This window comes from Agromyces sp. NPDC058136, assembly GCF_042884375.1.
In the GTDB taxonomy this organism is placed as follows: domain Bacteria; phylum Actinomycetota; class Actinomycetes; order Actinomycetales; family Microbacteriaceae; genus Agromyces.
Map to the genome: position 1 here is coordinate 543,621 of NZ_JBHVUA010000002.1, position 14,154 is coordinate 557,774.

Sequence of the window (14,154 nt, forward strand, 5' to 3'; positions counted from 1 at the left end):
AATCCCCGGGAGGCCACGTGAGCTTGATCGTGCAGAAGTTCGGCGGCTCGTCCGTCGCCGATGCCGAGAGCATCAAACGCGTCGCGAAGCGCATCGTCGAGACCCGCAAGGCGGGCAACGACGTCGTCGTGGCGGTCTCGGCGATGGGCGACACGACCGACGAGCTGCTCGACCTCGCGAACGAGGTGTCGCCGCTGCCGGCCCCCCGCGAGCTCGACATGCTGCTGTCGGCGGGCGAGCGCATCTCGATGGCGCTGCTCGCGATGGCGATCAAGAGCATGGGGCACGAGGCGCGCAGCTTCACGGGCAGCCAGGCCGGCATGATCACCGACGCGCAGCACGGTGCGGCCCGCATCGTCGACGTCACGCCGGTGCGTCTGCGCGAGGCGCTCGACGACGGCGCGATCGTCATCGTCGCCGGCTTCCAGGGCTTCAACCGCGACACCCGCGACATCACCACCCTCGGCCGCGGCGGCAGCGACACGACCGCCGTCGCCCTCGCAGCGGCCCTCGAGGCCGACGTGTGCGAGATCTACACCGACGTCGACGGCGTCTTCACCTCCGACCCGCGCGTCGTGAAGAAGGCCCGCAAGCTCGACCGGGTCACGAGCGAAGAGATGCTCGAGCTCGCCGCTTCGGGCGCGAAGGTCCTGCACATCCGTGCGGTCGAGTACGCGCGCCGTCACGGCGTCACCCTGCACGTCCGTTCGTCGTTCAACAACAGCGAGGGGACGATCGTCTACGACCCCTCGCGTCTTCCCGAAGGAGCAGCTGTGGAAGAGTCCGTCATCGCCGGAGTCGCGATCGACCTGTCCGAGGCGAAGATCACGGTCGTCGGCGTGCCCGACAAGCCGGGCGTCGCCGCGAAGATCTTCAAGATCGTCGCCGGCACGAACGCGAACGTCGACGTCATCGTGCAGAACGTCTCGGCCGCGGCCACCGGTCGCACCGACATCTCGTTCACCCTGCCCAAGGCCGACGGCGAGAAGGCGCTCACCGCCCTCGCCGGTTCACAGGACGCGATCGGCTTCGAGTCGCTCCAGTACGACGACCAGATCGGCAAGCTCTCCCTCGTCGGCAACGCGATGCGTTCGGCGACGGGCGTCTCCGCGCGGCTCTTCGAGGCGCTCTACGAGGCGGGCATCAACATCGAGATGATCTCGACGAGCGAGATCCGCATCTCGGTGGTCACGCGCGCCGACAGCGTGCAGGCCGCGGCGCAGGCCGTGCACACGGCGTTCGAGCTCGACGGCGACCAGGACGCCGTCGTGCACGCGGGCACCGGCCGCTAGGCGCAGCCGCCGCGGCGCGCGCCGCGAGGCATCCCGGCCTGAATTCAGGAGAAAGCTGCCAATTCAGGACGGATTCACCGACTACGCCCTGAGCGGCGTGCGAAGTCCTGCAGACTGAAATGAACTCGAAGATCAAGAGGGTGAAATGAGCAACGGTGTGAACATCGGCGTCGTCGGCGCCACCGGTCAGGTCGGCGCGGTCGTGCGCCGCCTCCTCGAGGAGCGAGACTTCCCGGTCGCGCAGATCCGCTTCTTCGCGTCCGCGCGTTCGGCGGGCACGACGCTGCCGTTCAAGGGCGAAGAGATCGTCGTCGAGGATGCCTCGACCGCCGACCCCTCGGGCCTCGACCTCGCGATCTTCTCGGCGGGTGCGACGCTCTCGAAGGCGCAGGCCCCGCGCTTCGCCGCCGCCGGCGTGACCGTCATTGACAACTCGAGCGGCTGGCGCATGGACCCCGAGGTCCCGCTCGTCGTGAGCGAGGTCAACCCGCATGCGATCGACGAGGCCGTGAAGGGCATCATCGCGAACCCGAACTGCACGACGATGGCCGCGATGCCCGTGCTGAAGGTGCTGCACGACGAGGCCGGTCTCGAGCGGCTCATCGTTTCGACCTACCAGGCCGTGTCGGGTGCGGGTCTCGCGGGCGGCGAAGAGCTCCTCGAGCAGGCGAAGGCCGCCGTCGCACAGGACACGATCGACCTCGTGCACGACGGCGCAGCGGTCGAGTTCCCCGAGCCGGTCAAGTTCCCGCGCCCGATCGCGTTCGACGTGATCCCGCTCGCGGGTTCGATCGTCGACGACGGCGACAACGAGACCGATGAAGAGAAGAAGCTCCGCAACGAGAGCCGCAAGATCCTCGAGCTGCCGGGCCTGCTCGTCGCGGGCACCTGCGTGCGCGTGCCGGTGTTCACCGGCCACTCCCTGTCGATCCACGCCGAGTTCGCGAACCCGATCACGCCCGAGCGCGCCACCGAGCTGCTCGCCGCAGCTCCCGGCGTCGAACTCAGCGACGTGCCCACCCCGCTGCAGGCGGCGGGCAACGACCCGAGCTACGTGGGCCGCATCCGCCAGGACCAGTCGGCCCCCGAGGGCAAGGGTCTCGTGCTCTTCGTCTCGAACGACAACCTCCGCAAGGGCGCAGCACTGAACGCGGTGCAGATCGCCGAGCTCGTCGCGGCGAAGGTGCCCGCGCGCGCGTAGCGCGCAGCTCTGCACGCACAACTGGATGCCCCGTGGCCGGTCGGTCACGGGGCATCCGTCGTTCTCGGGGCCGGAGTCGGTCGATTGGCGTGGTTTCGAGACGCGTCCGACTCCGTCGGGCGCTCCTCAACCAGCGAACCCTTCCCGGTGGTTGAGGAGCGCCGACGCGCAGCGTCGACGCGTCTCGAAACCACGCCGACTCGTCCGGCTGGAGGTGTGCCGTTGCGGGTTCGTGACACTTCAGACCTTGACGTGATTGAGTTTTGTATACAGAATAATGACGAGCATCCCCTCAACGCCGACCTCCCCAGTCGGCACCTCCTGCAATGACGAAAGAGGTAGCGGAATGGCCCGCGCGAACTCGAAGATGAGGCGTCTCCTGGCGATCGGCGCGGCAAGCGCCCTCGCCGTCGGACTGGCAGCGTGCAGCGGCGGGGGAGGTGCGAAGGACGAGAACACCGTCGTGTGGTCGACCTGGGGCACCGCCGACGAGCTGACCCGCTACAAGGAGTTCAACGAGGCGTTCATGGAGCGCCACCCCGACATCACCGTGAAGCTCCAGCCGGTCGCGAGCTACGAGGAGTACCACTCGAAGCTCCTCGCCCAGCTCGCGAGCAACACCGCACCCGATGTGTTCTACGTCGGCGACGACAAGATGGGCCAGTTCGTGGACTCCGGCCGGCTCATGGCGCTGAAGGACCTCATGGAGTCGAAGGACAGCGAGACGAAGCCCGACGACTTCTTCCCGGGCCTCTTCGGCGCAGCCGAGAAGGACGGCGAGTACTACGGCGCCCCCAACGACTCCAACCCCGACGTGCTCTGGTACGACAAGCAGGCGCTCGAGGCCGCGGGCATCACCGAGGACCCGGCCGCACTCGCCGAGAACGGCGAGTGGACGACCGCGAAGTACCTCGAGATGAACGACAAGCTGAAGGACGCCGGCCTCACCGGCTCGATGTTCTGGAACTACTGGGCGACCCACTGGAGCTGGCTGTCGTCGCAGGGCCTGCCCGCTCCGTACGACGAGTCGGGCGCCTTCGTCGCGAACACCGACCCCGCGAGCGTCGCGGCGATCGACGAGCTCGGCGAGAACTTCCAGGACGGCACCTTCGTGGTGGCCGACACCCTGCCCGACGGCGCCGGCGCCGACAGCGTGTTCGTGACGCACAAGGCCGGGTTCTTCGTCCAGGGTCGCTACACGATCGGCACGGTCGAGGCGACGGGCGAGCAGGACAGCTACGACATCGTGCGCTGGCCGACCCCCGACGGGCAGGCCGCCCCGACCGGCGTCGCGGTCTCGTTCCTCGCGATCAACGGCAAGACGCAGGCGGAGGACGCCGCGTTCACCTTCTGGACCGAGTTCCTCTCGGCCGAGGGCCAGACGTTCCGACTCGCGGGCGGCGGCAACGCGGTGCCCTCCATCAAGGGCGCCGACGAGGTCGTGCTCGACGGCGACTACCCGGCGCACGCCCAGACGTTCCTCGACATGCGCGACGTCGGCTTCACCAACTACGCCGCCGAGGCCCGCGTGCCGGGTCTGTCGATCGACATCAGCGACCAGTTCCTGAAGCTCTACGAGGGCAAGGCCGACGCTCAGCAGACCCTCGACGCGGCCGCCGATCTCGTCGCGGAGAAGTCGGGGAAGTAGCGTGACCGACCTCGCCACTGGCGAGCGGATGCCGCAGGCGCTGCCTGCGGCATCCGCCCCGCCCCCCGGACCCCGCAGGGAGTCGGCCTGGCGGCGGCGCGACCGCCGCTGGGGCTACGTGTTCGTCGCCCCGCAGCTCATCGGCATGGCGGTCTTCGTCATGCTGCCGTTCGCCGCGAGCCTCGTGCTGGCCTTCGCGAGCTGGGACGGCCTCGGCGAGCTCAGCTGGGTCGGCTTCGAGAACTTCACGGCGCAGTTCCAGGACGAGCTGCTCTGGCGTTCCATCGTCAACACGCTCATCATCGCGCTCATCACCGTGCCCATCGGGCTCGGGCTCGCGGTGGTCATCGCGGTGGCGCTCGAGAAGCTGAAGACCCGCACGCTGTACCTGATCCTGTTCTTCGCACCGGTGGTCACCTCGACCGTCGCGGTCGCGATGATCTGGCAGCAGATGTTCCGCGTCGACGGGGTGCTCTCGACGACCATCGCGACGGTGTTCGGCGTCGCCCCGCCCGACTGGCTCGGCGACCCGAGGCTCGCCCTCCTCGCGGTCTGCATCGTCACGATCTGGTCGTCGGTCGGCCTCAACGTCGTGATCTTCCTCGCGGGCCTGCAGAACATCTCGCCCTCGGTCATCGAGGCGGCCCGCATCGACGGCGCGGGCGCATGGCGGCTGTTCACGAGCATTCGACTGCCGCTGCTCTCGCCGATCGTGTTCTTCTCCTCGGTCGTCGCGTTCATCTCGTCGCTGCAGACCTTCGACACGGTCTACGTGCTCGTCTCGAACGCCGGCCCCGACAACGCGACGCGCACGATCGTCTACCACATCTACGATCTCGGCTTCGGGAAGTTCGAGATCGGTCCGTCGAGCGCGGCGAGCATGATCCTGCTCCTCCTGACGCTCGTGATCACGGCGATCCAGTTCGGCGCCCAGAAGAAGTTCGTGCACTACGAGGACGACGCCGCATGAGTCTCACGAATCCGCGCCTGGACGACGGCACCCAGACGCCGCCCACCGATTCGACGATCGCGCTCAGCGCACCCGGCTACCGGCCGCCGGCGCCGCGAACCGGCCGCGGTCGGCGCCGGCTGAGCGGGGCCGCCCTGCACGTCGCGCTCGTCGTCGCCGGCATCGCGATGGTGTTCCCGTTCGTCTGGATGCTGCTCACTTCGTTCAAGACGCTGCCGCAGCTGCTGCAGGACCCCCTGGCGTTCCTCCCGCAGCCGTGGACCCTCGACAACTACGCCGAGGCGTGGAACGCGGTGCCGTTCGGGCAGGCGTACCTGAACAGCATCTACATCGCGGTGCTCGTCGTGGCCGGCACGCTGCTCACCGCGTCGATGGCGGGCTACGCCTTCGCGCGCATCCGGTTCCGCGGGGCGAAGACGATCTTCATCGTGTTCCTCGCGACCCAGATGATCCCGAAGCAGGTCACGCTGATCCCGTTCTACCTGCTGATGACGCAGCTCGGCTGGGTCGACTCGCACCTCGCGCTCATCGTGCCGGGGCTCCTCGCGAACCCCTTCGCCGTGTTCCTCATGCGCCAGTTCGTGCTGTCGCTGCCGAAGGAGCTCGAGGAGGCCGCGCTCGTCGACGGCGCCGGCCGCTGGCGCATCTTCTGGAGCATCATCCTGCCGAACCTGAAGCCGGGTCTGGCCGCCCTCAGCATCATCGTCGCCCTCGACGTGTGGAACGCGTTCCTGTTCCCGCTCGTTCTGCTGAACACGCCCGACCTGTTCACGGTGCCGCTGCTGCTCTCGAGCTTCCAGGGCCAGTTCGGCTCGATCAACTACGGCCTCGTGATGGCGGCCAGCGCCATCTCGACGATCCCGATGCTCATCGTGTTCATCATCGGGCAGCGCCGGATCCTCAACAGCATGGCCGCCTCGGGATTGGGAGGACGATGATGTCGGCCGGTCGAGTAGGCGCGCAGCGCCGTATCGAGACCCCGGATGCCACCGGACTGGCGGCCCTCGCCGGCCGCCACCTCGACCTCGTGCAGGCTCCGTTCACCCTGCCGCGCTCGCGGGTGCTCGTCTTCCGGGAGGATCGCGCCGAGTGGGCCGAGCAGGACGGCACCGCGGGAGCGCCCCCGGCCACCGCGCTGCGGGTGCACACCTCCGAGTACGAGCGGTGGCTCGACGAGTGCCGGGTGATCGACGAGCTCAGGGTCGTGGATGCCTCGGGGCGGGCGCTGCCCGTCACCTCGGTGCTGCCGCACGCGATCGAGTTCGGTGGGGGAGCGGCGACGCTCACGTTCGCCGGGGCGGGCGCGCTGTCGATCGGCCTCGGTCGGTCGAGTAGCGAAGCGCATCGAGGCCACCACGCCGATGGTCTCGATACGGCGCTGCGCGCCTACTCGACCGACGGGATCGCGGTCGAGTGGACGACAGCCGACGGCGCGACCACGAGGGTCGGGCTCACGGCCGAGGCTCCCGCGGTGCGCCTCGAGGTCGACGCCGACCGCGGCGTCGCGCACGAGGCATCCGACTCGCACGACGACGACCTCGCCGCGACCGAGCGCCTCTGGCTCGACTGGTTCGCGAAGTGCCCGATCGTGCGCGGCGATCTGCAGCAGATGGCCGCGTTCTGCTGGTGGGTGCTCGGCGCGAACATCGTGGAGCTGCCCGCGCTCGGCGACGCCCGCGGCGTCGTGCCGTCGAAGATCGGCTACGTCGGCGTGTGGCAGTGGGACGCCTACTTCATCGCCGTCGGCCTCCGACACGGCGACCCGGCGCTCGCACGCGAGCAGCTCGGGATCGCGTTCCGCTTCGCGAGCGCCGACGGGCAGCTGCCCGACGTCGTGCACGAGGAGGGCGTGCTCGCCACGAGCGACGACCTGCCGCAGGCCGACCGCGACCGCTTGCGCCGCGCGGGCTCGCAGATCGCCGACCCCGGCGCGCCGGTGCCGCTCACGAAACCGCCGCTCGCGGCGTGGGCGCTGCGCAAGGTGCTCGAGGTCGAGGACGCCCCCGAGTGGGCGCGCGAGCAGCTCGCGATCGTGCGCCGCTCGCAGGACTGGTGGTTCGCGGGCAGCGACCTCGACGGCGACGGGATGCCCGAGTACGGGCACCCCTACTCATCGGGCCTCGACGACAGCCCCATCTTCGACGGCCCCCTGCCGACGACCGCGCCCGACCTCGGCGCCTACCTCGTGCTGCAGGACCTCGAGCTCGCCGCGCTCGCCGAACGATACGGGGCGGATGCCGCGGGCGACCCCCGCGGGCACCGCGAGCGCGCGGCGCGCACGCTCGACCTGCTGCTCGGGATGTGGGACGAGCCGAGCGGCCGGTTCCGCGCTCGCGCGGCGGGCGAGGAGGTTGCGAGCGACGCGATCGTCGGATTCATGCCGCTGCTCACCGGGCGTCTGCCGCGGAGCGTGGCCGACGCACTCTTCGCCGCGCTCGGCGACCCCGCGCGCTACGCCCTGCCGTGGTCGGTGCCCACGGTCTCGGCCGCCGATCCCGACTTCTCCGCCGAGCGGATGTGGCGCGGCCCCGTGTGGGTGAACACCAACGCGCTCATCGTCGAGGGGCTGAACGCCTCGGGGCATCCCGAGCTCGCGCGCGAACTCGCCGAACGCACCGTCGCGCTCGTCGTCCACGGCGGCGGGCCGCACGAGTACTTCAACCCGCTCACGGGGAGGAAGGCGCGCACGGCGACGACCGCGTTCGGATGGTCGGCGGCGCTCTTCATCGACCTCGCCGTCAGGCTCTCCACCTCGCCGGTCGAACGCTCGACTTCGCCGGTCGAGTAGCGCGCAGCGCGTATCGAGACCACCTTTCCGTGGTCTCGATATGGCGCTGCGCGCCTCCTCGACCGACCTCACCCAATGCAATTCCGACCAGACAAGGAAGTCCAGATGAGATCACGCACCCTGCTCGCCCCCATCGTCGCCCTCGGCGCGGCCGCGCTCCTCGCCGGTTGCGCCATGGGCGGCGGCCAGCCGACCGGCCAGGTCGTCCTCGACCCCGAGGCGAAGCTCGACGGCGAGATCACCGTGTGGTCGTGGGACGTCGCCGCGACCGCGCTGGACCGGCTCGGCGACGAGTTCGAGGCGGCGCACCCCGGCACGACCGTGAACGTCGTCGACGTCGGCTACGACAACGCCTACGACAAGCTCTCGGTGGGCCTCCAGGCCGGCAGCGGACTGCCCGACGTCGTCACGATCGAGACCGACCGGGCGCCCGGCTACATCAACGAGTTCCCCACCGGGCTCGTCGACCTCGACCCCGTGCTCGGCGACGACGAAGCCGACTTCGACCCGTTCAAGTGGCAGGCCCAGTCCGACGCCGACGGCGCGCTCAAGGTCGCGCCGTGGGACTCGGGCACGGTCGGGCTCTTCTACCGCACCGACTACTTCGCCGACGCCGGCGTCGACCCCGCCTCGATCGCCACGTGGGACGACCTCGTCGCCGCAGGCGAGGTCATCAAGGCGAAGACCGGCCACACCCTGCTCTCGCTCGACGTCGCCACGGGCGGCGGATTCCAGATGCTGCTGCAGCAGCAGGGGCAGGGCCTCTTCGACGAGAACGGCGACATCACCGTCAACTCGCCCGAGGCCGTCGAGGCGCTCACCCTGCTGCAGACCCTCAACCAGAAGGGCCTGCTGAAGAACGTCAAGGGCTGGGACGGCCGGGTCACGAGCGCGAAGGACGGCGACTCGGCCGTCACCCCCGAGGCGGTCTGGTGGATCGGCACCCTCCTCGGCGACGCTCCCGAGCTCTCGGGCACGTACGGCGTCACCGAACTGCCCGCATTCGAGGAGGGTGGCGTGCGCACCTCGAACAGCGGCGGCTCGGGCCTCGCGGTGCCGACGCAGGCGAAGAACCCGCAGCTCGCGGCCGCGTTCGTGGCGTTCGCGCTCGCCGATGCCGACAACCAGGTGTCGATGATGCAGAACGAGGGCCTGTTCCCCTCCTACCTGCCCGCGCTGCAGGCCGACTACTTCGCCGAGCCGCAGGAGTACTTCGGCGGCCAGCCGGTGTACGAGCTCTTCGCCGAGCAGACCGCGAACATCCCCGCGATCACCTTCACGACCGACAACGCCGAGGCGAGCGACATCGTGGCGAACGCCGTCGTCGCCGCCGTGCTGAACGGCGCCGACCCGCAGCAGGTGCTCGACGACGCGGCGCAGCAGATCGCGACCGCCACCGACCGCGAGATCGCCGAGTAGGCGGAGCCGACATGACCGCACCGACGCTCGCCGCAGGCGAGCGCGACGGTCGGGGCGCGAACCCGGGGCGCGGCATCCGTCGAAACGAGACGGATGCCGCCCCTCGCCGCTCCCGGACGCTGGGGCGCAGGCTCCAGCGTCCGGGAGCGTGGTTCGCGCTGCCCGCCGCAGCGCTCCTCGCGATCTTCTTCGCCTACCCGCTCGTCACCTCGCTCTGGCAGAGCTTCTTCGCCACCTCGGGCGGTGTCTCGACCTGGGTCGGGCTCGAACAGTACGCCCGCCTCTTCGAGGACCCGCTGATCGGCAAGAGCCTCGTCAACGCCGGGATCATCCTCGTCGTGCAGGTGCCGCTCATGATCGCGCTCGCGGTCGGACTCGCGTACCTGCTCAACCAGTCGTGGCTGCGCTTCCGCTCGGGGTTCCGGCTCCTCACGTTCCTGCCCGCCGTGACGACGCTCGTGGCCTACGCCGTGGTGTTCCGGGTGATGCTCGCGACCGACGGCGGCGCGGTGAACCAGATGCTCGCGCTCGTCGGCATCGCGCCCGTCGACTGGCTCAACAACGAGTGGTGGGCGCGCGTCGCCCTGATCGCGGCGATCACCTGGCGGTGGACCGGCTATAACATGGTCATCATCCTCGCCGGGCTGCAGGCGATCCCGGGGGAGCTCTACGAGGCGGCGCGCATCGACGGCGCCGGGCGCTGGCAGATCTTCACGAAGATCGTGATCCCGCAGCTGCGGCCCGTGCTCATCTTCACGACCGTCACCTCGACGATCGGCGCGCTGCAGCTCTTCGACGAGAACTGGATCCTCACCGAGGGCGGGCCGAACGACGCCACCCTCACCCCGGTGCTCCACCTGTACAAGGTCGGGTTCCGGCAGTTCGACTTCGGCTACGCCTCGGCCATCGCCTGGATGCTCGTGGCCATCACCGCCGTCATCGCCATCGTGCAGTTCCGCATCATGAGGGAGAAGCCATGACCGCGACGAGCGCCCTGACCGCCGTCAACCCCGTCGTCGGCGGCCCTCGCGAGCCGCGGCAGCGGGGCGCCCGTGCGGCGGCGCGACGAGGCATCCTGCACCTGCCCGTCTACCTGCTGCTCGCCGTCGCGAGCATCTTCTCGGTGCTGCCGTTCCTCTGGATGGTGATCGCCTCGACGCACACGACCGCCGACCTGTTCGGCACGCCGCTGCCGGTGCTGCCCGGCGGCGAGCTGTGGGAGAACCTCGCGCGACTGCAGGAGTCGGTGAACTTCAGCCGGGTCATGCTGAACAGCCTCGGCATCGCCGTGGTCTACACGGTGTTCTCGTCGATCGTGAGCGTCATGGCCGGGTATGGGCTCGCGACGTACCGTTTCCGTGGTCGCGGGGTCCTCCTCGGCGTCGTGCTCGTGACGATGATGATCCCGATGCAGGTGCTGCTCGTGCCGCTGTTCCAGATGATGGCGAGTGCGGGATGGATCGACAGCTACCAGGCCGTGATCCTGCCGTTCCTCGCGAACGCGTTCGGCATCTTCCTGATGCGGCAGGCGTTCCTCGACTTCCCGGTCACGCTGATCGAGGCGGCGCGCATCGACGGTGCGAGCGAACTGCGCACGTTCTACCGCATCGTGCTGCCGGTGGCCCGGCCGCAGATCGCCGCACTCGTCATCTACACCTTCATCAGCCAGTGGAACGCGTTCATCTGGCCGCTGCTCATGCTCAACACCGAGGACAACTACACGGTGCCGGTCGCGCTCAACACGATGATCGGCATGTCGCGCGTCGACTACTCGGGGCTCATGCTCGGATCGCTCCTCGCGACGCTGCCGCTCCTGCTGCTGTTCCTGGTCTTCCAGAAGCAGTTCGTGTCGGGGCTGCTCGGCGGCGCGGTCAAGGGCTAGGTCTCGGTCGGTCGGGCGCGCTCCGCGCCCGCTCGACCGGGCCCTACGCGGTGAAGTAGGGGCTCGAGGCGTTGTCGAGGATGCGCTGCATGCCGTGCATCCAGTTGACCTTGAGGGCGGCGATCGCGCCCGGCACGTCGCCGTCGGCGAGGCACGCGGCGATCGCGGCGTGCTCGGCGGCCACGCGTTCGACCATGACGTCGTTCGGCACGAGCAGCGACTCGTAGCGGTGGAACGAGCCGCGCACGCTCTCGATGACCTCGAGCAGGCGCCGGTTCGGGCAGGCCGAGAGCATGATGCCGTGCCACTCGTCGTCCTTGGTGACGACGAGGGAGTGCTCGACGACCTCCTGGTGGAATTCGGCGGCGAACGCCGAGAGCCGCTCGCCGATGGCGCGGAGCTCGTCGACCGGGCTGAGCTCGAGGGCGAGGCTCTCGAGCGCGGCCATCACGGGCGCGAGCTCCTGGAACTCGCTTGCGCTGAGCGGGACGAAGCGGAATCCCTTGCCGTTCTCGCTCTCGATCTGGCCTTCGCTCTCGAGGGCGATGAGCGCCTCGCGAAGCGGGGTGCGGCTGACGCCGAGCTCGCCGGCGAGCTGCACCTCGTTGATGCCCTCGCCGGGCTGCACCGCGCCGGCGCGCATGCGCGCGAGCAGTTCTTCGCGGACCTGCGAGCGCAGGTTCTTGCGTTCGATCGCCATGTTCTCGCCCTTCGGGCCGTTCGGCCGTCGCGGCAAGCCTAGGGCTCCGCCCGGGCTTGACCGCTTCCGGCATCCGGTTTACGGTGTCTGTATACAGAATACATTCTGCATCGCAGACATGTAATCCCCGCGCACACTCAGAGAGGAGCAGGTGTGACCGACGAGTCCCCACGCGCGATCCGCCTCGAGGCGCTCGCCTACGGCGGCGACTACAACCCCGACCAGTGGTCGGAGGAGGTCTGGCACGAGGACATCCGCCTCATGCAGGAGGCCGGCGTCAACATCGTGAGCCTTCCGGTGTTCTCGTGGCCGCAGCTCGAGACCGCGCCGGGCGTCTACGAATGGGGCTGGCTCGACCGCATCATCGACCTCCTGTGGGCGGCCGGCATCAAGGTCGACCTCGCGACCGCGACCGCGACCCCGCCTGCGTGGCTCATCCGCAGCCACCCCGAGATGCTGCCGTGGAACGAGGACGGCCAGCGCCTCGAGTTCGGCTCGCGCCAGGCGTACTGCCCGAGCTCCCCGGTGTGGCGCGACCACGTCGCGAGGATGACCCGCGCCATGGCCGACCGCTACGGCGACCACCCCGCGCTCGCCCTCTGGCACGTCTCGAACGAGTACGGCGACCACGTCTCGCGCTGCTGGTGCCCCGAGTCGTCGGCGCACTTCCGTCGGTGGCTCGAGGCGCGCTACGGCGACCTCGACGGACTCAACGAGGCGTGGGGCGTCAACGTCTGGGGGCAGCGCTACACCGACTGGGCGCACATCGAGGCGCCCCGGCGCTCGACCGGGCCGGTCAACCCCACGCAGCTCCTCGACTTCGAGCGGTTCTCGTCGGACGCGCTCCTCGAGCTCTTCCAGCTCGAGGTCGACCTCCTCCGCGAGGTCACGCCCGAGATCGGCGTGACGACGAACTTCATGTCGATCCTCCGCGACCTGAACTACTGGGACTTCGCCGCGGCCGAAGACCTCGTCACCGACGACGCCTACCCCGACCCCGCCGACCCGCTCGCCCACGTGCCCGCGGCGCTCAACTACGGGTACATGCGCTCGCTCAAGGGCGGGCAGCCGTGGCTCCTGCTCGAGCAGGCGCCGAGCGGCGTCAGCTGGCGCGACGTGAATGTGCCGAAGGCGCCCGGCCAGTACCGCATCGGCAGCCTGCAGGCGATCGCGCACGGCTCCGACGGGGCGATGGTGTTCCAATGGCGGCAGGCCAAGTACGGCCAGGAGAAGTTCCACTCGGCGATGGTCGGGCACCGCGGCGAGGCATCCCGCAGCTTCCAGGAGGCGAAGGCGTTCGGCGCCGAACTGCCGCACCTCGCGCCTGTGCGCGGCACGCGCGTTCGCTCGCGGGTCGCGCTCGTCGTCGACCACGACTCGTGGTGGGGCTCGTCGGCGACCGAGTCGCTGCCCTCGCAGCGCCTCCAATGGCTCGCGCAGGCCCGCGCCTGGCATGCAGCGCTGCACACGCTCGGCCACGCGGTCGACACGGTGCGCGCGTCCGGCCCGTTCGACGGCTACGACGTGGTCGCGGTGCCGAATCTCTACGTGACGGATGCCTCGCAGGCCGAGGCCCTCTCCGACTTCGTCGCCCGCGGAGGGCAGCTCGTGGTCGGCCCCTTCTCAGGCGTCGTCGACGCGACCGAGAAGGTGCACGACGGCGGCGCCCCCGGCCCGTTGCGGGGGCTCCTCGGGGTCGAGGTCGACGAGTACTGGCCCGTCGCCGACGGCCTCGCCGAGCGGGTGCGCTTCACCGAGGACGGCGCCGAGTTCGACGCCCCGACCTGGGGCGAATGGCTCGAGGTACCGGACGGCACCGAGGTGCTCGCACGCTACGCCTCGGGCGAGCTCGACGGCCGCGCGGCGATCACGCGTCGAGCGGCCGGGGCCGCGGCATCCGGCGCCGCCCGGTACGCGAGCTGCGTGCTCGAGCCCGCCGGCCTCATCGCGCTCTTCCGCGCGGTGCTCGCCGAGGCCGGCCTGCCGGCCCGCGAGCGCATCGACCTCGATCTCGAGGCCGTCACCCGCAGCGACGCCACGACCGACTACACCTTCGTGCTGAACCACGGCCGCCGCGAGCTCACGGTCGACGTGCCCGCGGGCGCGCGCGAGCTGCTCGGCGGTGCCGCGCCCCGGGGCACCACCCTCACCCTGCCGCGCTTCGGCGCCGCAGTGCTCGCGACCCCGCGGGCCGAGGCGCCGCCCTTCATCACCCTGTCCGACTCCACCGACACCACCGTCACGAACGACTGAG

General features: G+C 69.9%; 11 protein-coding genes. 10 read left to right on the forward strand and 1 reads right to left on the reverse strand.

The window, feature by feature from the left end:
* Window positions 1–17: 17 nt before the first annotated feature.
* From ACFVTX_RS08860 to ACFVTX_RS08900, 9 genes are all read left to right on the forward strand, one after another.
* Window positions 18–1,292: an aspartate kinase gene (locus tag ACFVTX_RS08860; protein WP_386899228.1), complete on the forward strand. Its 1,275-nt coding sequence runs from the start codon at window positions 18–20 to the stop codon at window positions 1,290–1,292.
* A 145-nt stretch (window positions 1,293–1,437) separates the two neighbouring features.
* Window positions 1,438–2,493, forward strand: coding sequence for an aspartate-semialdehyde dehydrogenase (locus ACFVTX_RS08865; protein ID WP_386899229.1), 1,056 nt, complete (start codon window positions 1,438–1,440; stop codon window positions 2,491–2,493).
* 346 nt (window positions 2,494–2,839) lie between these two features.
* Window positions 2,840–4,141 carry an ABC transporter substrate-binding protein gene (locus ACFVTX_RS08870; RefSeq protein WP_386899230.1) on the forward strand — a complete coding sequence of 434 codons (1,302 nt, stop codon included), beginning with the start codon at window positions 2,840–2,842 and terminating at the stop codon, window positions 4,139–4,141.
* Between the two features lies 1 nt (window position 4,142).
* Window positions 4,143–5,111 (forward strand): carbohydrate ABC transporter permease, encoded by a 969-nt coding sequence (locus tag ACFVTX_RS08875; protein ID WP_386899231.1) that lies wholly within the window; start codon window positions 4,143–4,145, stop codon window positions 5,109–5,111.
* Window positions 5,108–6,049 carry a carbohydrate ABC transporter permease gene (locus tag ACFVTX_RS08880; RefSeq protein WP_386899232.1) on the forward strand — a complete coding sequence of 314 codons (942 nt, stop codon included), beginning with the start codon at window positions 5,108–5,110 and terminating at the stop codon, window positions 6,047–6,049. Before ACFVTX_RS08875 ends, ACFVTX_RS08880 begins: the two co-directional genes overlap by 4 nt.
* Window positions 6,049–7,899, forward strand: coding sequence for a hypothetical protein (locus ACFVTX_RS08885; protein ID WP_386899233.1), 1,851 nt, complete (start codon window positions 6,049–6,051; stop codon window positions 7,897–7,899). The genes ACFVTX_RS08880 and ACFVTX_RS08885 overlap by 1 nt, the downstream gene beginning before the upstream one ends.
* A 105-nt stretch (window positions 7,900–8,004) precedes the next feature.
* Complete coding sequence (locus ACFVTX_RS08890) at window positions 8,005–9,318, forward strand: ABC transporter substrate-binding protein (RefSeq protein WP_386899234.1); 1,314 nt, start codon at window positions 8,005–8,007, stop codon at window positions 9,316–9,318.
* 11 nt (window positions 9,319–9,329) lie between these two features.
* Window positions 9,330–10,298, forward strand: coding sequence for a carbohydrate ABC transporter permease (locus ACFVTX_RS08895; RefSeq protein WP_386899235.1), 969 nt, complete (start codon window positions 9,330–9,332; stop codon window positions 10,296–10,298).
* The gene (locus tag ACFVTX_RS08900; protein WP_386899236.1) at window positions 10,295–11,200 is read left to right on the forward strand and encodes a carbohydrate ABC transporter permease; all 906 of its coding nucleotides are present in this window, start codon (window positions 10,295–10,297) and stop codon (window positions 11,198–11,200) included. The genes ACFVTX_RS08895 and ACFVTX_RS08900 overlap by 4 nt, the downstream gene beginning before the upstream one ends.
* 43 nt (window positions 11,201–11,243) lie before the next feature.
* Here ACFVTX_RS08900 and ACFVTX_RS08905 read toward each other — a convergent pair whose 3' ends face one another.
* Entirely contained in the window at window positions 11,244–11,900 is a 657-nt protein-coding gene (locus ACFVTX_RS08905; RefSeq protein WP_386899237.1) for a GntR family transcriptional regulator, read from the reverse strand.
* Between the two features lie 153 nt (window positions 11,901–12,053).
* Between ACFVTX_RS08905 and ACFVTX_RS08910 the strand changes: the two genes are divergently transcribed.
* Complete coding sequence (locus ACFVTX_RS08910; protein ID WP_386899238.1) at window positions 12,054–14,153, forward strand: beta-galactosidase; 2,100 nt, start codon at window positions 12,054–12,056, stop codon at window positions 14,151–14,153.
* The last annotated feature ends 1 nt before the right edge of the window (window position 14,154 follow it).